Genomic DNA, 25,937 nt, shown 5'->3' on the forward strand with positions numbered 1-25,937 from the left:
ATGAGAATTACAGGAATTATTGCGGAGTACAATCCGCTACATAATGGGCATATCTATCAACTTCAACAGGCGCGTCAGCAATCCAAAGCGGATTTAGTGATTGTCTGCATGAGCGGGAATTACGTTCAGCGCGGGCAAGCAGCCCTTTTGGATAAGTGGACGCGAGCCAAATTAGCGTTGCAAAATGGTGCGGATATGGTGGTCGAATTGCCATTTGTGAGTGCGGTGCAACCAGCTGATCGTTTTGCGGCTGGGGCAGTGCAACTGTTAGCGGCACTTGGCTGTCAGACAATCGCCTTTGGCAGTGAGCAACCGGCATTTGATTATCAACAAGCGGGGCAGCAGATTATCGACTTACCTGAGCAATCTGCTGCTTTTGTTGACTATCAAAAAACGTACGCAACGCAGCTTAACGAGTTCTATCAAGAACAGTTGTCCTTGCAGATTGATCAACCAAACCATCTATTAGGAATCAGTTACGCGGTCGCTAATGCACGTCTAGCGCAACCGTTAAACTTATTGGCTATCAAGCGAGAACAAGCACAACATGGGGATCAGACCATTTCAACGGCACCGTATGCAAGTGCGAGTGCGATTCGCAAGATTGTGACGCAAGGCACCGATTTAGCAGCCTTACAACACGTTGTCCCGGCAGAAACCCTAGCAGCCTTAGCTGATAGTACGATTCTTACAGAAGACCAACTATGGCCACTCTTAAAATACCGCATCGAGAGTCTGTCACTAGCACAATTACGGCAGGTCTACCAGATGTCAGAGGGCTTGGAATACCGTTTCAAAAAGGTGATTCACAAAGCCAATAGTTATACCGACTTATTACAATCCTTAAAAACAAAACGATATACGTATGCCCGGCTCCAACGGGTTTGCCTATATGTCTTATTAAACATTCAGCCAGCGGATATTCAACAAGGGCTTGCACGGCCTTATATTCGCTTGTTGGGCTTTAATGACATTGGGCAGCAACACTTACACCAGTTGAAGAAGACGACTGATTTACCCATTATCAGTAAGGTTTCCGCCAAAATGGGGGCCGAAACTGGTTTATTGGGCTTAGAAGTCCGCGTTGATCGCTTACGAGAACAATTTGGCTGGCAGTCGCAAAACTTTGCCAGACAACCGATTTTTTATCATGGAAAGGATGAAGCGCATTGTTAAAATGGTCAGTACAAGCATTACAAAAGCATCGTGAACATCCGCTTGCTTTTGAAGAAACAGTTGATTTAGAAAAACAACTCCACGAAAGAGAAAATGATGTTTTGTCAGCAACGCCGTTTGTCATCAGCGGTCAATTAACCGTTGATCGACGGGCCATCATCGCTGACTTACACGTGGTCGGACAACTAACGGTCCCATCAACACGGAGTTTGAATCCGGTGGCACTCCCACTTGATTTTACGTTCACTGAAATTTATGTTGATCCAACGGACGAAGAATTATCACGTTTCCCTGATGAGGACATGTTGTTCCCATTAGAAGGTGAAATGTTAGACATGCAAGTGGCTGTTGAAGATCACATCTTATTACACATTCCGAGTCATATTTTGACACCGGAAGAAGAAAATGAAGACGTGATGCCAACGGGCCAAGCTTGGTCAGTTATCTCTGAAGAAGAATACGCTAAGCAACAGGCAGAAGAGGCTGAAGCCCCTAATCCAGAATTAGCTAAGCTCAAAGCATTGTTAGAAGCACAAGAAAACGACGCCGATTAAGACGGGCGTCTTTTTTTTGCACTAATTTATAAAATGGACCGGCCCAAATGGGTTAAAATGCTTTTCTTTAGTGAACAATTCTGCTAACATAATCAGAGTAAGTGTATTAAGCAATTTGAGTAGATAATACACCATTAAATTAGAACTTATTAGGAGGCCTTTTACATGAGTCAACCACAAATCGGTGTTATCGGGATGGCAGTTATGGGCAAGAACTTAGCATTGAATATTGAAAGCCGCGGTTATACAGTTGCCATTTATAACCGGACTGGTGCTAAGACAGAAGCTGTGATGCAAGATCATAGCGAAAAGAAATTAGTTGCAAGTTACACAATCGCAGACTTCGTTAAATCATTAGAAAAACCACGTCGGATTATCTTGATGGTTAAAGCTGGTGCCGGTACAGATGCCGTTATCAACGAATTGTTACCTTTATTAGATAAAGGCGACATTTTAATTGATGGTGGGAACACCTTCTTCGGCGATACAATTCGTCGGAATGCCGAATTAGATAAATCAGGTATCAACTTTATTGGTATGGGTGTTTCTGGTGGCGAATTAGGTGCCCTAGAAGGTCCTTCAATGATGCCAGGTGGTCAAAAAGAAGCTTATGACTTAGTTGCCCCTATCTTGGAACAAATGTCAGCTAAAGCTGAAGACGGCCAACCATGTGTCACATACATCGGCCCTAACGGTGCTGGTCACTATGTCAAAATGGTCCACAATGGGATTGAATATGGCGACATGGAATTAATCTCAGAAAGTTATAACTTGTTAAGAAACGTTGTTGGTTTATCTGTAGAAGAAATCGCTGATGTCTTCAAAGAATGGAACCACGGCGAATTAGACAGTTACTTGATGGAAATCACAGCTGACATCTTGACACGTAAAGACGATTTAGGCACAGACAAGCCAATCGTAGACGTTATCTTAGATGCTGCTGGTAACAAAGGAACTGGTAAGTGGAGTTCACAAAGTGCCCTTGAATTAGGTGTGCCACAATCATTGATTACAGAATCAGTCTATGCACGTTATATCTCAGCAATGAAGGACGAACGTGTTGCTGCAAGCAAGATTTTACCTGCCCCAACAGTTGCTAAGTTAACTGAAGATAAGAAAGAATTGATTGAAAAAATTCGTCAAGCACTTTACTTCAGTAAGATCATGAGCTACGCACAAGGTTTCGAACAAATGCGTGTGGCTTCAGATCAATATGACTGGTCATTAAACTACGGCGAAATCGCTAAAATCTGGCGTGCTGGCTGTATCATTCGTGCTCGTTTCTTACAAAAGATTACGGATGCCTTTGATAAGAAAGCTGACTTAAATAACTTATTATTGGATGATTACTTCTTAGATATTACTAAGAACTATCAAGGTGCTGTTCGGGATGTTGCTGCATTAGCAATCCAACAAGGTGTGCCTGCGCCTGGTTTAACAGCTGCTATCACATACTTTGATTCATATCGTTCAGAAGTATTGCCTGCTAACTTAATCCAAGCACAACGCGATTACTTTGGTGCCCATACTTACGAACGGACAGACCGTGAAGGCATCTTCCATTACACATGGTACAAAGAACAATAATTTTTAATCGAATCTAAAGAATCCAGACGAAAGCCTCATTTTCGTCTGGATTTTTTTGAGGCGTTACCAACTGCGCCATTGTGGTGCTTAAATAATTAGCCGTGCGTGCTTTGTAGAGAGATTTGTTAGTTATTTATGAGGAACTATGCTAAAATGAATGAGTAAGTGGCTACTACTGACGAGTTGATTCTTAGAGAATTCTTATCTACGAAGAACGTTCAGCGTGGACATTAAATTTCTTTTTTTAGGGAGTGACTAAATGAGTCGCATATTAATTATTGAAGATGAGAAAAATTTAGCCCGGTTTGTTGAGCTTGAATTAAAGCACGAAGGCTATGAGACCGAAGTACATTTCAATGGGCGTACTGGTTTAGAAGCTGCTTTAAACGAAGACTGGGGTTCAATTTTATTGGATCTAATGTTACCTGAATTAAACGGGTTAGAAGTTTGCCGACGGGTTCGACAAGTTAAAAATACACCGATTATTATGATGACAGCGCGCGATTCCGTCATTGATCGGGTATCAGGGCTCGATCATGGTGCTGACGATTATATCGTTAAACCATTTGCGATTGAAGAACTTTTGGCTCGTCTACGCGCCTTGTTACGCCGGATCGATATTGAAGGCGAACATAACGCTGCCAAACAAACGACGGTGACTTATCGCGATTTAACAGTCGAGAAGGAAAACCGAATCGTTCGTCGTGGTGATGATATTATTGAATTAACGAAACGTGAATACGAATTACTATTAACCTTAATGGAAAACGTCAACGTGGTTTTAGCGCGGGATGTCTTGTTAAGCAAGGTCTGGGGTTATGATTCCGACGTTGAAACGAACGTGGTCGATGTTTATATTCGTTATTTACGGAATAAAATCGATCGAACGGGCGAACAAAGCTATATTCAAACCGTTCGGGGAACTGGATATGTGATGCGCTCGTGATAACAAATGACTTAGAAACACCCAGTGAAAATAATAATAAGGGTCGTAAAATATCGTTAAAGGTGAAATGGGCAGCTGCAGTTGGGTTGGCCATTTTTATCACCTTTGCGATTTTTTCAATTGTGATTTTCAGTAGTATTTCGAACATTTTATTGCATAAGGAAGTCGATAATGTTCATGATACGGTTACTGTGATCCAGCAACGATTGGCCCGCCCGGAAAAAGCGTTGACCGCGGACTTTGTTACGGGTCAACTCGACCCAGCGCCGAGACAATCAAAAGCAATCTATCAAGATTCCGTCTTAATGCGCTTAGCGCAACAGGATACGACGGTTAAAGTTTATGATCAAAATCGGCAAGGGTTATTTGCCTCGCGTGGTCGGGCTACGTCTTTTCCAAAGCAAGATACCGATGTTTTAAAGCGGGAGCATATCTTTGGGAAGATTCATTTGATTGGGATTCGTCCCATTAAGGCGGCCAATACGAACCGTACTATCGGATATGTTGAGGTTACCAATAATTTGCGTGATTATAATCATGCGATGCTAGAATTACGGATTGTTTTAGTGGTCGTTGTGTTATTTGCAATGTTGTTTAGCGCTGTGATTGGCTACTTATTAGCGAACCGGTTCTTGCGGCCGATTGAAGCGATGAAGCAAACGATTGAAGCGATTAACGTTGAACCCAATTCAGATGCCCGCATTCCAGAGACAGGTCGCAGCCAAGACGAACTCTCGGACTTAGTCGTGGCCTTTAACGAAATGCTAAACCGGATTCAGCACTACTTTGAACAGCAAGACCAATTTGTGAGTGATGTCTCCCATGAATTACGGACACCGGTTGCGATTATTGAAGGGCATCTTCAATTGTTGAATCGTTGGGGGAAAGATGATCCGGAAGTTTTATCGGAATCTCTGGCAGCTTCACTGCAAGAAATTTTACGGATGAAGAATTTGATCCAAGAAATGCTAGATTTAACGCGGGCCGATCAAGCGGTGACCGAAGGCACGTCAGAAGTGACGGATGTTGGTAAGGTTGTCTTACAAAATTACCATAACTTTGAGATGCTTTATCCGGAATTCACGTTTATTTTGGATGATGATTTGCACGGTCAAGCGTTGGTCAAAATTAACCGGAATCATCTGGAACAAATCATGATTATTCTATTGGATAATGCGATTAAATACTCAACAACCCGTAAGGAAATTCATATTGCGGTGGCCAACGACGAGCGTTACGCGCAAGTTGCCGTTCAAGATTTTGGTGAGGGGATTTCGGAAGAAGATAAGAAAAAAGTCTTCCACCGTTTCTACCGGGTTGATAAAGCTCGGAGTCGGGAAAAAGGCGGTAATGGTTTAGGATTAGCCATTGCCCAACAATTAGTCGAAGGCTACGATGGTAATGTCTCACTTGAAAGTAGTGTCGGACACGGATCAGTCTTCCGGATTGAATTACCACTCGTTAGAGAAACAAAGACCACATCAGAAGATGATAATTAAAAAAGAGAGTGTGCCATAAGTCGGGTATGTCCTGAGGATTAACACAGAATGGCGAATGATTGCTGCAAGCAGTCGTTTGACATTCAGGGTTAACCGGAAGGATATGACTTATAGAACACGTTTATACCATTAATATTTGGATATCGAAAAAGAGGCACAGACAAAATCATTTTGTCTGTGCCTCTTTTAGTATTTCTAATTATGCTTGTGGTTTGTGGCGTTGTTTGCCTGAGTTACGTTTGCCTGTTTCAGAAGGCGTCGTTGCCTTATTAGTGTGCGTTGGTTCTGTTGTTACAGGTGTTTCAGTCGCTTTAGCAGCTGCTTTTTTAGTGAACATGTCTTTTGTCACAACTGTGACGATTGGTTTTTCTTTAATTTCTTGATCAATGCGTTTTTTAACACGTGGCATGATGATGAAGGTTGTGATCATTTGTTGAATAATCATAATCATCCCGCCGGCAAGGAAGTAAAGTGCTAACCCAGCTGGTGCGAATAACGAAATGAAGAATGTAATCGCAGGACTCATGAGGACGGTTGTTTGCATTTGTTTCTTTTGTTCAGCGGGCATCCCAACAAGTGAGAGGGCGCTTTGACCAACGTAAAAGAGGGTCGCGATAATGGTGATAATGATATTAGGTTGACCTAAGCCAATCCCGAAGAAGTGACTACTTGAAATTTCTGGTGAGTATTGAATGGCTTGGTACAAACCAGAGAAGATTGGTAATTGAATTAATAAGGTTAAGCAACCAAGGCTAGGCATCATACTTGAATCATTTTCCTTATAAACCTTCATCATTAATTGGCTTAATTCGGCTTTTTCTTCAGGTGTTGTCGCAACCTTTTGTTGTGCTTGTACAATATCTAATTGTGGTTTCAAACGACGCGTTTTTTCTTGTTGCGCAGTCATTTTGTTTGATTGGTTAAGCATTAATGGGAGTAAAATCATCCGCACCACGAAGGTGATGATGATGATTGCCCAGCCGTAACCATTGATTCCGCCGAAGAAATCAGCGATGCGTTCCATAATATGTTGTAATGGGACGGCGATGTATTTGTACGATGAGCCATAGATGAAGCCGGTTGGGACTTTAGGATGGCTACTCATTTTTTGTGGCATACAGCCGGATAGAAATAATGTAACGGTCATTGCTAGCATCGCAAGTGTTGCGAAGCGTTTTGAATTTTTCATAAATTTAGCCCTTTCAAGATAAGTTTCAATAAGTGTAACTATACTGTAAGGGGCTACGTTTTTCAACCGACAACTGAAAATTTATGACACGCTGACACATCTTTCAGGGGTGTTTGGATGACGCGGTCAACGCGACCACTGGGTGTCGGTGACGCTTTGACGGCACCGATGAATTGTTCCAAAAGGGCATCGGGACCCATCGCAATAATTTTGACAGAGCCATCGGGTTGATTGGCAACCGTGCCAGTAATCCCTAATCGATCAGCGACCAGTTTAGTCATCCACCGGAAACCAACACCTTGAACCCGACCAAAAACATCTAATTGGACTGCTTTTTGCATATAAATCACCTCCAGTCTATTGTAATCGCTTGGCGGTGATTTGGCGATTAAAAAGCAAGACGAGGGTCCCATAGAATTTACAGCCCAAGTCGCGTATAATAGAAAGTACTAAATAGACTGGAGCACAACATGGAATACATTCAATCGAACCAAAATACTAAGATTAAAGCGGCTAAGAAATTAACCGTTAAGAAAAACCAACGTAAAGAAAATACTTATTTATTAGAAGGCTGGCATTTAGTGCAAGAAGCCATCCAAAATAAAGCGGTGATTCGCCAAGTCTTTGCGACAGAAAAATACGTTGATGAACGCGCCTTACGTGGTTTATACGACGATACTTTTGAAATCGCACCTGAAGTAGCCCAACACCTTAGCGAAACAAAAGCCCCTCAAGGGATTTTTGCCGTTGTTGAAATGTCAGAAACACCAATGCCTGAAAAATTAACGGGTCGTTACTTGTTATTAGACGCCGTTCAAGATCCTGGTAATATCGGCACAATGATTCGGACAGCTGATGCTGCTGGCTTTGCCGGTGTCGTTTTAGGGAACGGTAGTGTTGATCTATACAATCCCAAATTATTGCGGTCAATGCAAGGCAGTCACTTCCATTTACCAATCTATCAAGGCAACTTAATGGACTGGATGAAGAAATTCAATTCACAAGACGTGCCAGTTTATGGGACAGAATTAAACCCAGAAGCCATCAGTTATCAAGATGTACCTAAGGCAGCTGACATGGCTTTGATCTTAGGTAATGAAGGTAATGGTGTTGCAAAAGACGTCTTAGCTGCCACAACACAAAACCTTTATATTCCAATTCCTGGGAATGCAGAATCATTGAATGTCGCAGTCGCTGCTGGGATTTTAATGTTTAAATTAATCGAAGGCTAATTCTTAAGTTTTCTTAATGAAGCGTTTTTTTTGAAGCGAATGACTTCTTTTTTGATCAAAAAGCTGTTATTCTTGTAGCAGAATTTGAATTTAAATCAGTCAGGAGTCTTTGAATGAACGCAACAGCTAAGTGGTATCAAGATGCAGATTATATGGCATTGATTGCCGATTTGTTAGAAAAAGAAGAAGTTCAAAAATTAGCAAATTACACACAGCATCATCATTCGGATCGTTTAGAACATTCACTTAGTGTTTCTTATCGAAGCTACGAGATTGCCAAGAAGTGGCATCTTAACGTCCGCTCAGTTGCCCGCGCAGGCTTATTACATGATTTGTTCTACTACGACTGGCGTGACACGAAGTTCGATCTTGGGACGCATGCTTATGTGCACCCACGGATTGCACTCCGGAACGCTGAGAAACTAACCGAATTGTCACCAATGGAAAAAGATATTATTGTCAAACATATGTGGGGGGCGACAGTTAGCCATCCAAAATATCGGGAGAGTTATATCGTGTCATTGGTCGATGACTATTGTGCGGTAACCGAATTTTGCTCACCATTTTGGACAAAATTCAAACAAAAGGTATTACATCAATCAATTGCGACACAAACTAACAAATAGAAGATGTGCCAATCCTCAAGGTTGCTTTTTGCAACCTTTTTGAGTACACTTATTAATAATAAGTGTGAGGTGAGTAATGATGAGTATTGTAAAAGAAAATGCTATTTCTGACTGTCAAGAGACCTTCCAACTCTGTCCTAAATTTGAAAAAACATTCTCAATTTTAGGGAAGAAATGGAATGGTCTGATCATTGATGTATTATTAGAAGGGGACGCACAGCGCTTCAAGCATTTGGTTCATAGTGTACCTAAGTGCAGTGATCGTGTGTTAGTTGAACGCTTGAAGGAATTAGAACAAGCCGGAATCGTTGCTCGAATAACGAGTGCCGATTCATCGTTGATCGAATATCAACTAACTGAAAAAGGCGAATCGCTAGCACCTGTTATGAATGCCGTTCATAATTGGTCTGACCAATGGTGCGATACGAACGACTAGTTGCTTAATCATTGAATTTACGCTAAAATAAAGTTTATAGACAAAGATGAAAAAGAGTAACCTAACAACCAACTTTCAGGGAGAATAATCATAGACTGCAAGTTATTCAGTTGAGTTTAGGTGAAGTTCACTTTCAGAGTTGACCGTTGAGTCCGGTATTGCCCGTTACGCAAACTTGAGTGTATGACTAGGTCATAAACTAGGGTGGTACCGCGAAGCTTCGTCCCTTTTGAGGACGAGGCTTTTTTTGTTGGCAAAAATAAGGAGGAAATCAAATGTCATTGAAGGAACAGTTGGAACGCTTGCAACAAAAGAGTTTGCAAGATATCCAAAAAGTTGTTGATTTAGATGCATTGAATCAGATTCGAGTAGAAGTACTTGGTAAGAAAGGCCCTATTACGGAAGTTTTACGTGGTATGCGGGACTTAAGTAACGAAGAACGGCCTAAAGTAGGGGCTTTTGCAAACGAGATCAAGGGTGATTTGGCCCAAGCGATTGAAGCCCGTAAAGCAGAATTAGAAGCTAGAAAAGAAGCCGCTCAATTAGCACACGAAACAATCGACGTCACATTACCAGGTCAACCCGTTAAAAAGGGGACACCGCACGTGTTAACCCAAGTGATTGATGATTTAGAAGATTTATTCATCGGGATGGGCTACCAAGTTGTTGCCGGTTTTGAAGTGGAAGATGAAAAGCATAACTTTGAAATGTTAAACATGCCTGCTGATCACCCTGCTCGTGATATGCAAGATACGTTCTACATTACCAAGGATACGTTGATGCGGACGCATATGTCACCTAATGAAGCACGTGACCTTGAAAGCCATGACTTTGCTAACGGCCCAATCAAGATGATTAGCCCAGGGCGTGTTTATCGTCGTGATACAGATGACGCAACACATTCACATCAGTTCTACCAAATGGAAGGTCAAGTGATTGATAAGAACATTACGATGGCTGACTTAAAAGGGACTTTAGAATACACAATTCACCATATTTTTGGTGAAGATCGTAATCTACGTTTCCGGCCAAGTTACTTCCCATTCACGGAACCTTCTGTCGAAGTGGATATCTCATGTTTCCGTTGTAATGGTGAAGGCTGTAACGTCTGCAAACAAACTGGCTGGATTGAAGTTTTAGGTGCTGGGATGACGCATCCAAACGTTTTAAAAGCCGGTGGTGTTGATCCAGAAGTTTACGGTGGCTTTGCCTTTGGACTTGGGATCGATCGGTTTGCAATGTTGAAATATGGTGTGGATGATATTCGGAACTTCTATTTAAACGATGTCCGATTCTTAAATCAATTCACACAGGAGGGTTAAGCAATGAAAGTATCTTATAACTGGTTAAAAGACTATTTAGATTTAACAACTGCGCCAGAAGCACTTGCAGAAAAAATTACCCGAACAGGGATCGAAGTCGTAGACGTTGCGCAAATGAGTGCTGGCTTGAAAAAAATTGTTGTGGGACACGTTTTAAGTTGCGAACCACATCCTGATTCAGATCACCTACACGTTTGTGAAGTCGACGTTGGTGAAGAAGAACCTTTCCAAATTGTCTGTGGCGCCCCTAATGTGGCTGCTGGTCAATACGTGATTGTTGCTTTACCTAACTCACGAATTGCAGACAACGTGAAGATTAAAAAAGGCAAGATGCGAGGCGTTGTTTCAATGGGCATGATTTGTGGCCTACAAGAAATTGGTTTTGCCGATAGCGTTGTACCTAAAGAATATGTTGATGGCATCTTCGTTTTTCCAGAAGCAATTGCACCTGGTACTGAAGTTTACGAAGCACTTGGGATGACTGATTACATTATCGATCTTGATTTAACAGCTAACCGGGCCGATGCGCTTGGGATTCACGGTGTGGCTCATGAAGTAGCAGCTATTGAATCATTGACACCTCATTTTGAAGACGTAGCTGTTTCAGAAAGTGATGTTCAAACAAAAGATCAAGTGAGCGCTCAAGTGGCTGATGACCAATTAGCCCCTAGTTATCACTTGCGCATGTTACAAAACGTCACAGTCCAACCAAGTCCATTGTGGTTACAAACACGGCTTTGGAATGCCGGTATTCGCCCCATCAATAACCTTGTTGATGTGACGAACTACATGATGTTAACGTACGGTCAACCTTTACACGCTTTTGATGCCGATACTTTAACTGGCGATCACAAACAAATTGAAGTCCGTTTAGCTAAAACAGGCGAAAAGTTAACGACTCTTGATGAAGCAGAACATGATTTAACCAATGAAGATATTGTCATCACAGATGGCAACCAACCAATCGCATTAGCTGGTGTTATGGGTGGTTTCAATTCAGAAATTACGGCTAATACTAAAAATGTGATTATCGAAGCTGCTATTTTTGCCCCAACGGCTGTTCGGAAAACGGCGCAACGCCATAACTTACGTTCAGATGCCTCATCACGTTTTGAAAAAGGCGTGAATGTTGCTGATGTTCAAGTGGCTTTAGATGCTGCCGCAGCCATGATGGCTGAATTAGGCGCTGGTCAAGTGACTGCTGGGGTAGTGAGCCCAACAAACTTGGCACCACAACCTAAAGTAATTCAAATCGATTCAGCACGGGTCAACCGTGTATTAGGCACTGACATGAGTGTTCAAACGATGATTGATTTACTTGAACGTTTTGGTTTTGAAGTGGTTAACAACGCTGACCAATTGACGGTGACAATTCCTGCCCGTCGTTGGGATATTGAAATCCAAGCAGACGTGATTGAAGAAATCGCTCGTTTATACGGTTACGATAATTTACCAAGTACATTACCAACTGGCGACATGACAACTGGTGCTTTGACAACCGAACAAAAGGCGCTACGCCGGACACGTCATACGCTTGAAGGTGCTGGTTTAACCCAAGCAATTAGTTATGCCTTGACGACCGAAGAAAAAGCAGGGCAATTTGCATTAGCTGCTAAACAAACAGCGACTGTTCTTGATTGGCCAATGACGCAAGATCATGCTTATTTACGAATGAATCTTGTCACTGGTTTACTCGATGATGCTGCCTACAACGTCGCACGGAAACAAACAGACTTAGCATTGTACGAACAAGGCCGTGTCTTTTTACAACACGCTGATCAAGCGCGTCCTAATGAAGTCGAATATGTTGCTGGTTTAATGAGCGGTAATCGCCAAGTGAAATCATGGCAAGAAGCGGCAGCACCAGTGGATTTTTACACAATCAAGGGTGTTGTTGATACCTTGATGGCTAGCTATAACTTGCAAGAAGCAGTTGCCTACCAAGCAACAGATGCTTATCCAGAGATGCATCCGGGTCGGACCGCCGCTATTTATGTCGGTGAAACATTCATCGGAATTGTTGGTCAAATCCACCCTAAAATTGCGAAAGCCACACATTTAAAAGAAACTTATATTTTTGAATTAGACTTGGCTAAAATCTTAGAATTACAACGCCAAACAATTATTGCCAAACCAGCACCTAAGTTCCCAGAAGTGACACGGGATATTGCCTTACAAGTGCCTGAAGCAGTTACGAATGCTGAATTGGTCAACGCAATCAAGGAAAAAGGCGGCCGTTATCTTGTTTCAGTATCATTATTCGACGTTTATGCGGGCAGTCATATCGAAGCTGGCGAGAAGTCAATGGCTTATACATTGACATATCTCAATGAAGACGCTACTTTAACAGAAGAAGAAGTTAACGCGGCTTTTGAAAAAGTTGTGGCACACTTAGTGGCAACTTTCCAAGCGAAAGTCCGTTAATCTACGAATCTTTAATGCAATTTTTGAATAATTTGGTATAATGTTTTAAGGATTGTATTTAAAAGAGCAATTAGGAGGTCATCCTTTGAAGAATGCTGATCAAAAGGAGCCAGTTGATCAAAAAACGGCTGAAGAACGGCAATACGCTGAACGACGGGCTGAAAAAAAAGCAGCTAATAAAATTGTCTATTGGATTATTAGTATCCTGATAGCCTTAGTCATCATTATTGGTTTTATGGGGTATCGCTTTGTCCAATCATCGTTGAAACCTTATAACACAAATGCTAAACAAGAAATTACGGTTCAGATTCCTAACGGATCAACCAACAAGGAAATTGCCGCTATCTTACAAGATAAGCGACTCATTCGGAATGCATCTGTCTTTAACTATTACGTGAAGACACATAACTTTACCGATTTCCAAGCTGGTTATCACGTTTTGAAACAATCAATGAGCTTAGATAAGATTATTGCCAACCTTCAAAAAGAAGGGACGCCAACCCGTCCTCGCGATTCGAAGGGTAAGGTCTTAGTCAAAGAAGGGGTTACCCTTGAACAGATTGCAACTGCAGTCGGCAAGGAAACCAAATTCTCGAAGGCTGCTTTCATGAAGCAGGTTCAAGATAAGAAATTCTTGGCAAGTCTTGAGAAGAAATACCCACAACTCTTGTCATCAACGATGGCTAAGAAGAACGTTCGTTATCACTTAGAAGGTTATCTCTTCCCAGCAACGTATGAGGTCTATAAAGACAGCACGTTGAAAGAATTGATTACCGAAATGGTGAAGACAACGGATCAAAACTTACAACCATATTATGCAACAATGAAGAATAAGAAATTGTCTGTTCAACAAACATTAACATTGGCCTCATTAGTTGAACGTGAAGGGGTAACCGCAAGTGATCGTCAAAAGATTGCTGGTGTCTTCTTTAACCGTTTAGATATTGATATGCCAATTCAATCAGATATTTCTGTTATGTACGCATTGAATACGCATAAGACACATCTCTATAATAAAGATACTAAAGTCGACTCACCTTATAACCTCTATGTTCATTCAGGTTACGGGCCAGGACCATTTAACTCGCCAAGTTTACAATCTATAACGGCGGTCTTAAACCCAGCTGATCGTGATCAAGGTTATCTCTACTTTGTGGCTAACTTGAAGACGGGTAAGGTTTATTACTCGAAGACTTTCGAGCAACATACAGACACAACGAGCTCGATCGAAGATTAGTAATGTATCATAGAAGTCGACCTCAAGCGGGGTCGACTTCTGTCTGTCCAAAAAGAAGTTGAGAAAAAGGAGCGTCTAATGACGAGTCAAAAAAAAGCACCCATAATTATCGGCGTAACTGGTGGTTCAGGTAGTGGCAAAACCACTGTTAGCCAGGCAATCGCACAAAAATTTGCAAACCATTCGGTGATGTTATTACCACAGGATGCGTATTATAAACATCAAGATGGTTCGTTTGAAGAACGCCAAGAAACCAACTATGATCATCCAGATGCGTTTGATACTGATTTATTGATCGAACAAGCAACCATGTTGAAAAATCATCAATCAATTGAACAACCTGTTTATGATTATAAGATCCACAACCGGACAGATGAAGTTGTCCATGTGGAACCACAAGATGTGATTATCTTGGAAGGAATTTTGGTATTAGCGGATGCCCGGTTACGTGATTTGATGGACATCAAAGTTTACGTTGATACGGATGATGATATTCGTTTATTAAGACGGATGAGTCGTGATATGGAGAGTCGGGGACGTTCATTTGATGATATTGTGATGCAATATCTCAAGACAGTTAAACCTATGTTCCACGAATTTATTGAACCAACAAAACGGTATGCAGATTTAATCGTGCCCGAAGGTGGTAACAACCGAGTGGCGATTGATCTCTTGGTAACGAAGATTCAATCTATTCTAAATATGAATGACTAATAATTAAACGAGGTGACTATAATGGCACAAAAAAAATTCCCAATGACTGCAGAAGGTAAAGAAAACCTAGCTAAAGAACTTGAAAACTTAAAAATGGTTAAACGACCAGAAGTAATCGATCGGATTAAGATTGCACGTAGTTTCGGTGATTTATCAGAAAACTCTGAATACGAATCTGCTAAAGATGAACAAAGCTCACTTGAAACACGGATCGTTGAAGTTGAAAACATGCTTCGTTTTGCTGAAGTGATTGATGTTGACAATATTGCTGTTGATGAAATCGCTGTTGGTAAAACTGTCAGCTTCACAGATGATGAAGATGGCGAAGAAGAAACTTATCAAATTGTTGGCGCTGCAGAATCTGATCCATTTAACGGTAAGATTTCAAATGACTCACCAATTGCCCAAGCATTAGTTGGCAAACACGTCGGTGACAAAGTCGTGGTTCAAACACCAGGCGGCGACATGCACGTAACCATTACGGAAGTTAAATAGAGTGCGTCATTAAGCGGGTGCAACCTGAGGATTAGCCTAATAGGGCGGATAAGCGACGATAGTCGATTATTTGACCTATGTAGCTAACCGGAAAAGACAGTTTGAGAAGCACGTTTCAAAAATAACCTGCTAACTAAAAGGGTCGGGACAAAGTTAATTTGTCCCGGCTCTTTTTTTAGTTGAACTTTTATAGTCTGAACGTGCTCTGTAACCCATATCCTTTCGGTTAACCCTGAGCACCAAACAATCGCCGTGCGATTATTCGTCACTCTGTGTTAATCCTCAGGATATAACCGGGGTTACGACGCACTCTTATTTTAAATGTGCTTTTTGAAACTGACTTCTGTGCTTTGCTAAACTTATCAAACCGGTCATTTCATCACCAATTCGCTAAGTTCTGCAAATGCGCAAAAGTTAACCACTGACAACGCACTCTTTTTATGTTAATCAGCCCCTAGACTGATTGGCGTTTAATGATTAAGCTTGTATAATGATTTTAAAGAGTTGAGAGGAGACCAAATTATGCCGTTTTTCTGGCGGATTTTTTTAATCGTAGAAGCAATCATCTTTGGTACCTTTATATGGCAGATTATTACGTATCCGCCTTATTTAGTTTATATTATTATCGGGATTCTCGGATTAGTCTGGGCTAATAAACGCCGAATGGCTAATAAGCGGGGCTTTTGGACGACGTTTCTAACGATGATGAGTAGTGTGGCGGTCGCAGTGCCATTGTTGATTAATTTTTCATTATGGCTGATGTTGATTGTTGCGGTTGTTTTCATGGCGATCAACCATAGTCATGCGAGTCATTTTAATAACCGTAATTTAAACAATTTATTTGAAAATGCACCATGGCGCAAAAAGAATTTCATACCGATTAATACGACTGCCCCCAAGCCAAAACAAGCAACTGTTACACGGCATAATTGGTTTGGTCATCAGACGATTGGGACGAATATTTTTGAATGGGATGATATTAACTTTGCCGTCTTAGCTGGTGATACGATTATTGATTTAGGCAGTACGATTTTGCCTAAGGATGATAACCATATTGTCATTCGTAAAGGGTTTGGTAAAACGCGGATTTTAGTACCAGTTGGCACCGGGATTTATTTAGACCACTCGGCGATGCTAGGGACTGTCACGATTGACGAGCAACAATATCACTTGAAAAATGAGTCACTTCAGTTGTATAGTACCAATTATGATGAAGAAAGTCGCCATCTGAAAATTATCACAAATGTCGTGATTGGCGATCTTGAGGTGATTCTAGTATGAGTAAACTCGCGCGCAGTTTTGTGTTTATTAGTACCGGATTGTTGACGCTTCTGTTTTCAGTGGCGTTATTTTTTGCGTATTTCTATAGTATCCAACAGGACCAGTGGTTATTAAGTTTAGCAACAGTCCGCTTTTTCTATGTACCGTTAATTGCCTATATTATTGTGGCAGCGTTAATTGTGGCGACGGTTGTGACGAGTATTTTTTATCTCGTTTTGCGTCAACAGGTCTCACATACGGAGAGCCAATTACAATATTTAGTTTCCGGACAGTATGAATCACCCGTTTTTAAACAAATTAATGCCGATAATGGTAATTTTTCGATGACAATCGAACAAACAGTTGAACAATTACGACAAAAAATGATACGCTTACAACGTGACATTCAAAGTTATAGTGATCGGCCACCTGTGATTGCGGGTGAGACAAAAGAAGAAATTTTGGCCCAAGAGCGGCACCGTCTAGCTCGCGAGTTGCATGATTCCGTTAGTCAGCAGTTATTTGCGGCGACGATGATGTTATCGGCGTTAAGCGAAGTGGCCCAAAAACAAGCGGATAATCCGCAGCTGTTACAATCGCTAACGACGGTTGAGCGGGTCTTGAATGATGCGCAGTCAGAGATGCGGGCATTGTTGTTACATCTACGGCCAGTCACGTTGGAAGGTAAGAGTTTACGCGATGGGATTATTCAGTTGTTGAATGAATTGAAGACTAAAATTGCGGTGGAAATTACTTGGGATATTGATAATGTTACTCTACCAAGTGGGATTGAGGATAATCTGTTTAGAATTGTCCAAGAATTATTATCAAATACTTTGCGGCATGCGAAGGCTCAAGAAATTGAAGTCTATTTGAAAAAAATCGGTCAGAGCGTCTTATTGAAAGTAATGGACGATGGCCAGGGCTTTGATCCAAAGGTTGCGCAAAAGGCTGGCAGTTACGGTTTAAATAACATTACAGAGCGAGCACAATCGGTTGGCGGAACGGCTAAGATTATTAGTTTACCCAACCAAGGCACAAGCGTTGAAATTAGAGTACCACTTTTGAAGGAGCGAAATTAAAGTGATAAAAGTATTGATTGTAGATGACCACGAGATGGTTCGATTGGGGATTTCAACTTATTTAGGGGTGCAAGACGATTTAGAAGTGGTCGATCAAGCGGTTAATGGTCGTGAAGGTGTCGAAAAGGCATTGGCACTACGGCCAGATGCGATTTTAATGGATCTCGTCATGCCTGAAATGGATGGGATTGAAGCCACTAAGACGATTCTAAAGGCTTGGCCTCAAGCCAAGATTATTATTCTAACCAGCTTTATTGATGATGAAAAAGTCTACCCAGCAATCGAAGCTGGTGCAGCAAGTTACATATTAAAAACGTCGACGGCCGAAGAGATTGCCAACACGATTCGGAAGACAACTGCGGGGCAATCAGTTTTAGAACCTGAAGTCACTAATAAGATGATGAATCGTATGACGCATCAGGCAGAAACAAAGTTATACGAAGATTTAACGAACCGTGAACGAGAAGTCCTAGGTTTGATTGCCAAGGGTCGCAGTAATCAAGAAATTGCGGATGAATTATTCATTACACTTAAAACGGTTAAGACGCATGTTTCCAATATTTTAGCGAAGTTACAAGTCGACGATCGGACGCAGGCCGCAATTTATGCCATCAAGCACCAATTAGCGGATTAATTTAAAAATTTGGGAGGTTATGAAGATGCAAATTACAGTTACAGATGCAGCAAGTCACTGGTTTCAAGAGGAACTCGCTTTAAAACCAGGAGAAGCAGTGCGCTTTTTCGGTAAGGTTTACGGTCAAACGGCTGTTCATGACGGCTTTTCATTAGGGATGGAACGGGCTGAAGTCAGTCAACCGATTGGCCAAGTTGAAAAAGACGGGATTACTTATTTCGCCAGTGATTCGGATGCTTGGTTTTTTGCTGACTATGACCTAGCAATTGATTATGATGCGCAATTAGACGAACCAAAATATGCTTTCCCCAAACATTGACAATTGATGTTAAAAAAGGCCCGAGACAAAAATTAATTTTGTCCCAGGCCTTTTTTAATACTTAGAGCAGATAAATATTATGATCACGCTGGATATGTTAAGTTGGAAGTAGGCTTTATGAGAGGATGAGGACATTGTATCTAGCAATTAAGGAAATGAAGCATGCTAAATTGCGCTATTCATTAATTATTTTTACGCTTTTTTTGATTGCCTATTTAATTTATTTTTTAACAGGCTTAGCGTATGGGTTGGCCAACAACAACCGGTCAGCAATTGATCATTGGGATGCCAATCGAATCGTGATCAGTCAGTATGCGAATAAAAATTTGGCGGCCTCTGAGTTACAAACAAAGTCACTGCCAACGATTAAAGGGGACCAACAAGATCACGCCTATCTAGGTCAGATGATGGGGGTTGTTAGTGGTGCGCAAATCGAAAAACAAAATACGAGTGTTTTTGGCATTGATTTTGATGATTTTCTAAAACCGACGTTAACGAAGGGCCGCTTACCAAAAGCGACCCGTGAAGTGGCTGTTGATGATAGTCTCCAAGGGATTAAATTGAATCAGGAGATTAAATTAAACGGCCGTTCTGAAAAATATAAGGTAGTTGGGTTAACGAACGATCACCGTTATAACACGCAACCGGTCACGTATTTGAGCTTAAAGGATTTTCGTCAGATGCGCTATGGCCCAGCGGCTAACGATCAGATTAATGCCGTCGTTTTAAGAGATGGTGCCTCTATTAAAAAGGATGATCAATTAACGAACCTAACGATTAAACAGTTAATCGATAATATTCCGGGTTATGGGCCACAAGTGAAAACCTTCGCGCTAATGATTGGTGCTTTACTAATCATTGTCGCCTTCATTGTGGGGATTTTTATGTATATTATCACCATTGAAAAGACGACGGTTTATGGTGTCATGCGAACTCAAGGGATATCAGGTGGTCAATTAGTATCCAGTTTGATGTGGCAATCACTCTTCCTAGGCTTAATTGGCGTGGGTGCTGGTTTCATTGGCAACTTGCTAACAACCTTAGTATTACCAGTCAGTGTGCCGTATGCTAATAATAGTTTATTAATTGGGGCCTTTTCAGCGGTGCTATTGCTGATGACGGTGGTCGGTGCACTATTTTCAATTTGGCGGATTCTAAAAATTGATCCGCTAGATGCGATTGGAGGGGCTTAATATGAGTTTAATGCGCTTAGAACAAATTACTAAACGATTTGGCAGTGGTGATCAGCAGACGACCGCCCTCAAGCAAATCGATTTAACGATTGAAAAAGGGCAATTCATTGGTTTGACAGGGCCTTCTGGTTCAGGGAAAACCACCTTGCTAACGATTATGGGCAGCTTGCAAAGTCCTAGTGATGGTCAGCTCTATTTTAAGGATCAAGAAATAGGACACTTAACGGAAAAGGAACGGTCGGCCTTGCGATTTAACGATTTTGGTTTTATCTTGCAAAGTTCAAACCTCGTTTCCTTTTTAACGGTCAGTGAACAATTTGAACTAGTTGATCGACTCCGGAAAACAGCTAGTCCGAATAAGGCAGACGACCTTTTGAAGGAACTAGGGGTATTGGATCAACGCCGTCAATACCCGGCTAGCTTGTCAGGTGGTCAGCGCCAACGTGTTGCGATTGCCCGCGCGCTTTATGGTCAGCCAGCGTTAATTTTTGCTGATGAACCGACCGCCAGTTTGGATAGCAAACGTGCCATTCAGGTTGCTGAGCAGTTATCGGCAATTACTAAAAAAACGGGTCAGACGATTGTGATGGTTTCGCACGATGAACGCGTTTTAGCTTATACGGATCAAGTTTACATCATGCGTGATGGTCAATTGACTGATAAATGATAATCATAAACTTTGACGAATGGTTGAGTAATTCGTTACCATGAAGATATACTAATCAGTAAGGAGTGTTTTAAATGACAAATAAAGAGAAGTTAGATGGCATGAAAGATCAAGTTACTGGTAAGGTTCAAGAAACAGCCGGTAAAGTAACAGGCGACAAAGAAACAGAAGCAAAAGGTAATGCCAAGGGTATGATGGGCAAAGCCAAAGAAAAATTAGCGGAAGCTAAGGATAAAGTCGCTGAAAAGACAAATGAAGTCATCGACGATGTCAAAGAAAAAATGGATAAATAAGTCTAACTAAAAAGTGATTCTACGCATCCGTTATGGACGAGTAGAATCACTTTTTTAATGTTCAGTATCGATTGTAACGACCACGCGACCAGCTTGTTTAGTTGGCATGCTTAGTTCAGTTGCGAGTTCTGAAAATGCGATGTTGCGAATTAATGGCCAGGTTTGCGGTTTGAAGTTAGTGGCTAACAACTGCCAGATTTCTTTGCGATCCTTACGGGGATAATTGACCGAATCGATCCCGACGAGCGTTACACCCCGTAAAATGAAGGGAAAGACCGTTGTTGCGAGCTTAAAGCCTGCAGCGTTACCACAAGCTGCGACTAAACCATCTTGGGCCATGTAAGGGAGAATGTGTGCTAAGACATCACCACCAAGTGTGTCGATGACACCAGTATAGGATTGGTGGGCCAAGGGTTTGAGTGGGGCGGTTAAGAGGTCATCGGTTGCAATGACTTGTTTGGCACCCAGTTTGGTTAAGTAATCCGTTTGACTGAGATCGCGTGTCGTCGCTGTGATATTGGTGAAACCAAGTTGTGCTAACATTGTGAGCGCATAGCTACCAACACCACCAGTCGCACCTGTGATTAGTAGTGGTGTATCGTGATTCCGTGTAAAAGGCTGTCTAAGAATTTTAGTAAGGGCGATAGCTGCGGTGAACCCAGCTGTTCCCAGTTGCATTGTTTCTTGGGGTGTTAGTTCAATTGGACATTTCAAGAGCCATTCGCTAGGGACTTTGACGTATTGTGCATAACCGCCGTCGATGCTAATGCCGGTACCGTAGCCTGTACATAAGACGCATTCACCTGCTTCAAAAAAAGGATTGTCTGAAGTGACCACGGTACCGACAAAATCAACGCCGGGTGTTGCGGGATAGTTTTTAAGAACGCCACTTTTAGCATTCATAGTGAGGCGGTCTTTGTAATTGATATCTGAGTAGGCAACTTTGATTAAGACACCTTCTTTTGGTAAATCAGGTGTCAATTTTGTTGCGTATTGAGCAGTAACAGTTTCATTGTCATGCGTTAAAACCAAAGCTTGATAAGCGACCATAATATAAAACCTCATTTCCGATAGTTTAGTTAGCTTCATTATACAACAAAACAAGGTTTGAATTGGCATACTAAGCTGGAAACGGTATAATTGAAGGGATATTTATTAACTTATCGAGCCATTATTTATAATAGTATGTAGAGGGGATTACGAAAATGCAGCAACCAATGGTGGAATTTAAAAACGTCATCAAGAAGTATGACGATAATCAAATCCTAAAGGGAATTGATATGGCACTAGAAAAAGGTAAGTTTTATACCTTATTGGGGCCCTCAGGCTGTGGTAAGACAACAATTCTGAGAATTATTGCTGGTTTTACAAATGCCTCTTCTGGGGATGTGTTATTTGAAGGAAAACGGATGAATGATTTGCCGGCTAATAAGCGTCAGGTTAATACCGTTTTTCAAGATTACGCCTTATTTCCCCATCTGAACGTTTTTGATAATGTTGCCTTTGGGTTGAATTTACGTAAAGTTAAGAAAAGTGACGTTGAAAAAAAGGTGATTGAAGCACTGAAACTTGTACGTTTGGGTGGCTATGAACACCGTGAAATCAGTGAATTATCAGGTGGGCAGCAACAACGAGTGGCAATTGCCCGTGCGTTGGCCAATGAACCTAAAGTTCTCCTATTAGACGAACCGTTATCAGCGTTAGATATGAAATTAAGAAAAGCAATGCAATATGAATTACGTGATCTCCAACAACGATTAGGGATTACCTTCTTGTTTGTGACGCATGATCAAGAAGAAGCACTTGCAATGAGTGATGAAATCTTTGTTATGAACGAGGGGAATGTCCTTCAAAGCGGGACCCCCGTTGATATTTACGATGAACCAATTAATCACTTTGTCGCAGATTTCATTGGGGAAAGTAATATATTGCCCGGGAAAATGGTTGCTGATTATCAAGTAGAAATTGTCGGTAAAGTTTTTGAATGTGCTGATGCAGGGATGAAACCTAATGAAGCCGTTGAAATTGTGTTACGTCCAGAAGATTTGGATATCGTAGCCGTCAACCAAGGACAGTTAGTCGTGACCGTTGATACGCAATTATTCCGAGGGGATTATTATGAAATTACCGCCTATGATGACGATCGTAACCGGTGGTTAATTCATTCGACTAACCCAGCTAAAGATGGCCAACAAGTTGGCTTATTCTTCGAACCAGAGGACGTCCACGTCATGCGTTTTGGCGAATCTGAAGAAGATTTTGACGCGCGTCTTGAAAGTTATGAAGAGGAGGATTAAGGCGGCTTATGCGAAAAAAACAATTAATTTATTATTTACCTTACGCGCTGTGGCTTTTGTTATTCGTGCTAGCGCCGGTCGCTTTAATCGTTTATCAATCCTTCTTTGATATTAATAACCATGTGACGCTCCAAAATTATGTCACTTATTTTGAATCCGGCACTTATTTGAAGATGACGCTTAATTCACTGTGGTATGCTTTTTTGATTACGTTAATTACGTTATTAATCAGTTATCCAACAGCTTATTGGCTCCATCAAACCAAGCATAAGCAATTATGGCTATTACTCATTATTTTACCAACTTGGATTAATCTCTTGTTAAAAGCATACGCCTTTATCGGGATTTTCAGTCAAGATGGCGCCATCAATCACTTCTTAGGGTGGTTTGGTATCGGGCCACAACAGATTTTATTCACCAACTTTAGTTTCTTGGTGGTTGCAACTTATATTGAAATTCCATTTATGATTTTACCGATTTTCAATAGTTTGGAAGAATTAAATCCTTCTTTAGTAAATGCGAGTCGCGATTTAGGGGCCAGCAATTGGCAGACCTTTTCAAAAGTCGTGTTACCTTTGACGATGGCCGGTGTTAAAGCGGGTGTGCAAGCCATCTTCATCCCATCATTATCACTATTCATGTTGACGCGTTTAATCGGGGGTAACCGGGTGATTACTTTAGGGACCGCGATTGAAGAACATTTCCTAACGACGATGAATTGGGGCATGGGTTCGACAATCGGGGTTGTCTTGATTGTCGCAATGGGCCTTATCATGATGTTAACCGGTGAAAAGAAGACGAAGAAGAAGGTGACGATGAAATGAAACAAGCTAAGATTAAATGGCAACATGTTTGGTTAATTGTCGTCTTCATTTTGTTGTACGCACCGATTTTTTATCTGATTTTCTATTCTTTCAGTAGCGGCGACAATATGAACGGCTTTAAATCGTTCACTTGGCAAAATTACCAAGATTTATTTGCAGATACACGGATGATTGAGATTGTCTTAGAAACACTATTAATTGCGATTTTATCATCACTATGTGCCACGATCATTGGGACCTTTGGCGCGTTGGGGATTTATTCCACCAAGCAACGGCGGTTAAGAAATATTATTTTATCTTTGAATAATATTTTGATGGTTTCACCCGATGTTATCATTGGGGCCAGCTTCCTGATTTTCTTCACGTTCTTGGGCCTTGGACTAGGATTTGGGTCAGTCTTACTGAGTCATATTGCCTTCTCAATTCCAATTGTGGTTTTAATGGTTCTGCCTAAATTAAACGAAATGCGACCTGCATTAGTTGATGCGGCGCGTGATTTAGGTGCGACTGATTGGCAAGTACTCAGCAAGGTAATTTTACCGTATATTAGTTCAGGCATTTTTGCCGGCTTTTTCATGGCTTTTACCTACTCACTTGATGACTTTGCGGTGACCTTCTTCGTTACCGGCAACGGTTTTGAAACGTTGTCCGTTGAGATTTATTCACGAGCTCGACAAGGGATTAGTTTAGAAATTAACGCGCTATCAGCCTTGATGTTTGTCTTCTCACTATTGTTAGTGGGTGGCTATTACTTGTTAAATCAACGCAATCAAGCGCATAAAGCAAAACGGAAGCAGAAAATGGGGGCGCCAGTTAAATGAATAAATTAGGACGATTAACGTTAGCAATCCTCGTCGTCTGTGCAGCCCTTTGGTTCGGGACGGTTCAGCTACAAAAATCGCAAGGTTATACGAAAAATAATACATTAACCCTCTATAATTGGGGCGATTATATCGACCCATCATTAATTAAGAAGTTTGAAAAGCAAACCGGCTATCACGTTTCGGTTGAAACCTTTGATAGTAATGAAGCGATGTACACTAAGATTAAACAAGGTGGCACGGCTTACGATTTGGCAGTTCCCAGTGAATATATGATTGAAAAAATGCGGAAGGCCAATCTTTTGAAACCAATCGATCATTCACGCTTAACCGGCTTTCAAAACATTGGCAAACCTTATTTGAACCAACCATTTGACCCGGGCAATAAATACTCACTCCCTTATTTCTGGGGAACATTAGGTATTATCTATAATGATCAATTAGTCGATCAGCCCTTAACGCATTGGTCCGATTTATGGCAAGCGAAATATCGCGGTAAAATCATGGTCGTCGATAGTGCGCGGGACATGATGGCGGTGGGCTTGATTGAAAACGGTCAGTCCGTTAATAGTACCAACCCAGTGGCGTTAAAAGCCGCTAAAGCCCGTCTTGATCAGATGGCACCCAATGTTAAGGCGATTGTTGCCGATGAAATTAAGATGTACATGGTTCAAAATGAAGCGAGTGTCGCTGTGACCTGGTCCGGTGAAGCGGCTGAAATGTTAGCCAATAACAAACACTTGCACTATGTGATCCCAGAAGAGGGGAGTAACGTTTGGTTTGATAACCTCGTGATTCCAAAGACAGCTAAACATACTAAAGCAGCCTATGCCTTTTTAAACTTCATGTTAGAACCTAAGAATGCGGCGCAAAATGCGGAATACATTGGCTATTCAACACCGAATATGCCGGCTAAAGCGTTATTGCCGGCAGCAACCCGGAATAATCCAGCCTATTACCCAAGTCAAAAAGTGCTGAATAAACTACAAGTTTATAGTGATTTATCACCTGAGATGGTTGGTCTATACAACGATTTATTCCTAGAATTTAAGATGCAACATTAATTGTGAAGCTATCAGCAAACAAAAAGGCTTCATGGTATAATGGAAA

The 25,937-nt window shown here is 41.4% G+C and carries 27 protein-coding genes and 1 other annotated feature; of the genes, 24 read left to right on the forward strand and 3 right to left on the reverse strand.

What is annotated here, in order from left to right; genetic code table 11:
• The 5 genes from LEUCM_RS05365 to LEUCM_RS05385 all read left to right on the forward strand — a co-directional run bounded on the left by LEUCM_RS05365 (position 1) and on the right by LEUCM_RS05385 (position 5,762).
• Positions 1-1,176 (forward strand): nucleotidyltransferase, encoded by a 1,176-nt coding sequence (locus LEUCM_RS05365; RefSeq protein WP_025016026.1) that lies wholly within the window; start codon positions 1-3, stop codon positions 1,174-1,176.
• Positions 1,170-1,730 (forward strand): DUF177 domain-containing protein, encoded by a 561-nt coding sequence (locus tag LEUCM_RS05370; RefSeq protein ID WP_025016025.1) that lies wholly within the window; start codon positions 1,170-1,172, stop codon positions 1,728-1,730. The genes LEUCM_RS05365 and LEUCM_RS05370 overlap by 7 nt, the downstream gene beginning before the upstream one ends.
• A 165-nt stretch (positions 1,731-1,895) precedes the next feature.
• The gene (gnd, locus tag LEUCM_RS05375; RefSeq protein WP_016265442.1) at positions 1,896-3,317 is read left to right on the forward strand and encodes an NADP-dependent phosphogluconate dehydrogenase; all 1,422 of its coding nucleotides are present in this window, start codon (positions 1,896-1,898) and stop codon (positions 3,315-3,317) included.
• Positions 3,318-3,576: 259 nt separating this feature from the next.
• Complete coding sequence (locus LEUCM_RS05380; protein WP_025016024.1) at positions 3,577-4,263, forward strand: response regulator transcription factor; 687 nt, start codon at positions 3,577-3,579, stop codon at positions 4,261-4,263.
• Positions 4,260-5,762, forward strand: coding sequence for a HAMP domain-containing sensor histidine kinase (locus LEUCM_RS05385; RefSeq protein WP_082267605.1), 1,503 nt, complete (start codon positions 4,260-4,262; stop codon positions 5,760-5,762). Before LEUCM_RS05380 ends, LEUCM_RS05385 begins: the two co-directional genes overlap by 4 nt.
• A 199-nt stretch (positions 5,763-5,961) precedes the next feature.
• On the opposite strand, the gene yidC is transcribed toward LEUCM_RS05385, so the two are convergent.
• Positions 5,962-6,951: a membrane protein insertase YidC gene (yidC, locus tag LEUCM_RS05390; RefSeq protein WP_025016022.1), complete on the reverse strand. Its 990-nt coding sequence runs from the start codon at positions 6,949-6,951 to the stop codon at positions 5,962-5,964.
• 62 nt (positions 6,952-7,013) lie between these two features.
• The gene (locus LEUCM_RS05395; protein ID WP_016265438.1) at positions 7,014-7,292 is read right to left on the reverse strand and encodes an acylphosphatase; all 279 of its coding nucleotides are present in this window, start codon (positions 7,290-7,292) and stop codon (positions 7,014-7,016) included.
• Positions 7,293-7,421: 129 nt separating this feature from the next.
• Between LEUCM_RS05395 and LEUCM_RS05400 the strand changes: the two genes are divergently transcribed.
• The 15 genes from LEUCM_RS05400 to LEUCM_RS05470 all read left to right on the forward strand — a co-directional run bounded on the left by LEUCM_RS05400 (position 7,422) and on the right by LEUCM_RS05470 (position 20,885).
• Entirely contained in the window at positions 7,422-8,183 is a 762-nt protein-coding gene (locus LEUCM_RS05400; RefSeq protein WP_016265437.1) for a TrmH family RNA methyltransferase, read from the forward strand.
• 113 nt (positions 8,184-8,296) lie between these two features.
• Positions 8,297-8,809 (forward strand): HD domain-containing protein, encoded by a 513-nt coding sequence (locus LEUCM_RS05405; protein WP_016265436.1) that lies wholly within the window; start codon positions 8,297-8,299, stop codon positions 8,807-8,809.
• Between the two features lie 79 nt (positions 8,810-8,888).
• Positions 8,889-9,245, forward strand: a complete 357-nt coding sequence (locus LEUCM_RS05410; RefSeq protein WP_025016021.1) for a winged helix-turn-helix transcriptional regulator — start codon at positions 8,889-8,891, stop codon at positions 9,243-9,245.
• A gap of 34 nt (positions 9,246-9,279) precedes the next feature.
• Positions 9,280-9,476 (forward strand) — a binding site (T-box leader).
• A 44-nt stretch (positions 9,477-9,520) separates the two neighbouring features.
• A complete protein-coding gene (gene pheS, locus LEUCM_RS05415; RefSeq protein ID WP_016265434.1) occupies positions 9,521-10,567 on the forward strand; it encodes a phenylalanine--tRNA ligase subunit alpha in 1,047 nt (348 codons plus the stop codon).
• A gap of 3 nt (positions 10,568-10,570) precedes the next feature.
• On the forward strand, positions 10,571-12,991 hold the full coding sequence (gene pheT, locus LEUCM_RS05420) for a phenylalanine--tRNA ligase subunit beta (RefSeq protein WP_025016020.1): 2,421 nt from the start codon (positions 10,571-10,573) through the stop codon (positions 12,989-12,991).
• 85 nt (positions 12,992-13,076) lie between these two features.
• On the forward strand, positions 13,077-14,228 hold the full coding sequence (mltG, locus tag LEUCM_RS05425; protein ID WP_016265432.1) for an endolytic transglycosylase MltG: 1,152 nt from the start codon (positions 13,077-13,079) through the stop codon (positions 14,226-14,228).
• 39 nt (positions 14,229-14,267) lie between these two features.
• Entirely contained in the window at positions 14,268-14,942 is a 675-nt protein-coding gene (gene udk / locus LEUCM_RS05430; RefSeq protein ID WP_226474417.1) for a uridine kinase, read from the forward strand.
• Positions 14,943-14,963: 21 nt separating this feature from the next.
• Complete coding sequence (gene greA / locus LEUCM_RS05435; RefSeq protein ID WP_011375067.1) at positions 14,964-15,437, forward strand: transcription elongation factor GreA; 474 nt, start codon at positions 14,964-14,966, stop codon at positions 15,435-15,437.
• A gap of 522 nt (positions 15,438-15,959) precedes the next feature.
• Positions 15,960-16,718: a cell wall-active antibiotics response protein LiaF gene (gene liaF, locus LEUCM_RS05440; RefSeq protein WP_016265430.1), complete on the forward strand. Its 759-nt coding sequence runs from the start codon at positions 15,960-15,962 to the stop codon at positions 16,716-16,718.
• Positions 16,715-17,779, forward strand: a complete 1,065-nt coding sequence (locus tag LEUCM_RS05445) for a sensor histidine kinase (protein ID WP_016265429.1) — start codon at positions 16,715-16,717, stop codon at positions 17,777-17,779. Before liaF ends, LEUCM_RS05445 begins: the two co-directional genes overlap by 4 nt.
• Position 17,780: 1 nt before the next feature.
• Positions 17,781-18,413, forward strand: a complete 633-nt coding sequence (locus LEUCM_RS05450; RefSeq protein WP_016265428.1) for a response regulator — start codon at positions 17,781-17,783, stop codon at positions 18,411-18,413.
• Positions 18,414-18,438: 25 nt separating this feature from the next.
• On the forward strand, positions 18,439-18,732 hold the full coding sequence (locus LEUCM_RS05455) for a HesB/YadR/YfhF family protein (protein ID WP_011375063.1): 294 nt from the start codon (positions 18,439-18,441) through the stop codon (positions 18,730-18,732).
• Between the two features lie 125 nt (positions 18,733-18,857).
• The gene (locus tag LEUCM_RS05460) at positions 18,858-19,925 is read left to right on the forward strand and encodes an ABC transporter permease (protein ID WP_234057514.1); all 1,068 of its coding nucleotides are present in this window, start codon (positions 18,858-18,860) and stop codon (positions 19,923-19,925) included.
• 1 nt (position 19,926) lies between these two features.
• Entirely contained in the window at positions 19,927-20,592 is a 666-nt protein-coding gene (locus tag LEUCM_RS05465; protein WP_016265426.1) for an ABC transporter ATP-binding protein, read from the forward strand.
• A 74-nt stretch (positions 20,593-20,666) separates the two neighbouring features.
• On the forward strand, positions 20,667-20,885 hold the full coding sequence (locus tag LEUCM_RS05470; RefSeq protein WP_016265425.1) for a CsbD family protein: 219 nt from the start codon (positions 20,667-20,669) through the stop codon (positions 20,883-20,885).
• A 54-nt stretch (positions 20,886-20,939) separates the two neighbouring features.
• On the opposite strand, the gene LEUCM_RS05475 is transcribed toward LEUCM_RS05470, so the two are convergent.
• A complete protein-coding gene (locus LEUCM_RS05475; protein ID WP_016265424.1) occupies positions 20,940-21,935 on the reverse strand; it encodes a YhdH/YhfP family quinone oxidoreductase in 996 nt (331 codons plus the stop codon).
• A gap of 155 nt (positions 21,936-22,090) precedes the next feature.
• Here LEUCM_RS05475 and LEUCM_RS05480 point away from each other — a divergent pair, with 155 nt between their 5' ends.
• From LEUCM_RS05480 to LEUCM_RS05495, 4 genes are read left to right on the forward strand one after another with little or no spacing between them, the layout of a single operon-like run.
• A complete protein-coding gene (locus LEUCM_RS05480) occupies positions 22,091-23,182 on the forward strand; it encodes an ABC transporter ATP-binding protein (protein ID WP_011375058.1) in 1,092 nt (363 codons plus the stop codon).
• Positions 23,183-23,190: 8 nt separating this feature from the next.
• Positions 23,191-24,006 (forward strand): ABC transporter permease, encoded by an 816-nt coding sequence (locus LEUCM_RS05485; RefSeq protein WP_016265423.1) that lies wholly within the window; start codon positions 23,191-23,193, stop codon positions 24,004-24,006.
• Entirely contained in the window at positions 24,003-24,827 is an 825-nt protein-coding gene (locus LEUCM_RS05490) for an ABC transporter permease (RefSeq protein ID WP_011375056.1), read from the forward strand. Before LEUCM_RS05485 ends, LEUCM_RS05490 begins: the two co-directional genes overlap by 4 nt.
• Positions 24,824-25,891: an ABC transporter substrate-binding protein gene (locus LEUCM_RS05495; protein WP_016265422.1), complete on the forward strand. Its 1,068-nt coding sequence runs from the start codon at positions 24,824-24,826 to the stop codon at positions 25,889-25,891. The genes LEUCM_RS05490 and LEUCM_RS05495 overlap by 4 nt, the downstream gene beginning before the upstream one ends.
• Positions 25,892-25,937 lie beyond the last annotated feature (46 nt).

Origin of the sequence: Latilactobacillus sakei subsp. sakei DSM 20017 = JCM 1157 (assembly GCF_002370355.1) — a bacterium.
Classification (GTDB): Bacteria; Bacillota; Bacilli; order Lactobacillales; family Lactobacillaceae; genus Latilactobacillus; species Latilactobacillus sakei.

Bases quoted from the DNA above. Each gene is read 5' to 3' on its own strand.
- LEUCM_RS05365 (WP_025016026.1), top strand. From the start codon at position 1: ATGAGAATTACAGGAATTATTGCGGAGTACAATCCGCTACATAATGGG.
- gnd (WP_016265442.1), top strand. From the start codon at position 1,896: ATGAGTCAACCACAAATCGGTGTTATCGGGATGGCAGTTATGGGCAAG.
- LEUCM_RS05380 (WP_025016024.1), top strand. From the start codon at position 3,577: ATGAGTCGCATATTAATTATTGAAGATGAGAAAAATTTAGCCCGGTTT.
- yidC (WP_025016022.1), bottom strand. From the start codon at position 6,951: ATGAAAAATTCAAAACGCTTCGCAACACTTGCGATGCTAGCAATGACC.
- LEUCM_RS05395 (WP_016265438.1), bottom strand. From the start codon at position 7,292: ATGCAAAAAGCAGTCCAATTAGATGTTTTTGGTCGGGTTCAAGGTGTT.
- LEUCM_RS05400 (WP_016265437.1), top strand. From the start codon at position 7,422: ATGGAATACATTCAATCGAACCAAAATACTAAGATTAAAGCGGCTAAG.
- LEUCM_RS05405 (WP_016265436.1), top strand. From the start codon at position 8,297: ATGAACGCAACAGCTAAGTGGTATCAAGATGCAGATTATATGGCATTG.
- LEUCM_RS05410 (WP_025016021.1), top strand. From the start codon at position 8,889: ATGAGTATTGTAAAAGAAAATGCTATTTCTGACTGTCAAGAGACCTTC.
- pheS (WP_016265434.1), top strand. From the start codon at position 9,521: ATGTCATTGAAGGAACAGTTGGAACGCTTGCAACAAAAGAGTTTGCAA.
- pheT (WP_025016020.1), top strand. From the start codon at position 10,571: ATGAAAGTATCTTATAACTGGTTAAAAGACTATTTAGATTTAACAACT.
- greA (WP_011375067.1), top strand. From the start codon at position 14,964: ATGGCACAAAAAAAATTCCCAATGACTGCAGAAGGTAAAGAAAACCTA.
- liaF (WP_016265430.1), top strand. From the start codon at position 15,960: ATGCCGTTTTTCTGGCGGATTTTTTTAATCGTAGAAGCAATCATCTTT.
- LEUCM_RS05445 (WP_016265429.1), top strand. From the start codon at position 16,715: ATGAGTAAACTCGCGCGCAGTTTTGTGTTTATTAGTACCGGATTGTTG.
- LEUCM_RS05455 (WP_011375063.1), top strand. From the start codon at position 18,439: ATGCAAATTACAGTTACAGATGCAGCAAGTCACTGGTTTCAAGAGGAA.
- LEUCM_RS05460 (WP_234057514.1), top strand. From the start codon at position 18,858: ATGAGGACATTGTATCTAGCAATTAAGGAAATGAAGCATGCTAAATTG.
- LEUCM_RS05465 (WP_016265426.1), top strand. From the start codon at position 19,927: ATGAGTTTAATGCGCTTAGAACAAATTACTAAACGATTTGGCAGTGGT.
- LEUCM_RS05470 (WP_016265425.1), top strand. From the start codon at position 20,667: ATGACAAATAAAGAGAAGTTAGATGGCATGAAAGATCAAGTTACTGGT.
- LEUCM_RS05475 (WP_016265424.1), bottom strand. From the start codon at position 21,935: ATGGTCGCTTATCAAGCTTTGGTTTTAACGCATGACAATGAAACTGTT.
- LEUCM_RS05480 (WP_011375058.1), top strand. From the start codon at position 22,091: ATGCAGCAACCAATGGTGGAATTTAAAAACGTCATCAAGAAGTATGAC.
- LEUCM_RS05485 (WP_016265423.1), top strand. From the start codon at position 23,191: ATGCGAAAAAAACAATTAATTTATTATTTACCTTACGCGCTGTGGCTT.
- LEUCM_RS05490 (WP_011375056.1), top strand. From the start codon at position 24,003: ATGAAACAAGCTAAGATTAAATGGCAACATGTTTGGTTAATTGTCGTC.
- LEUCM_RS05495 (WP_016265422.1), top strand. From the start codon at position 24,824: ATGAATAAATTAGGACGATTAACGTTAGCAATCCTCGTCGTCTGTGCA.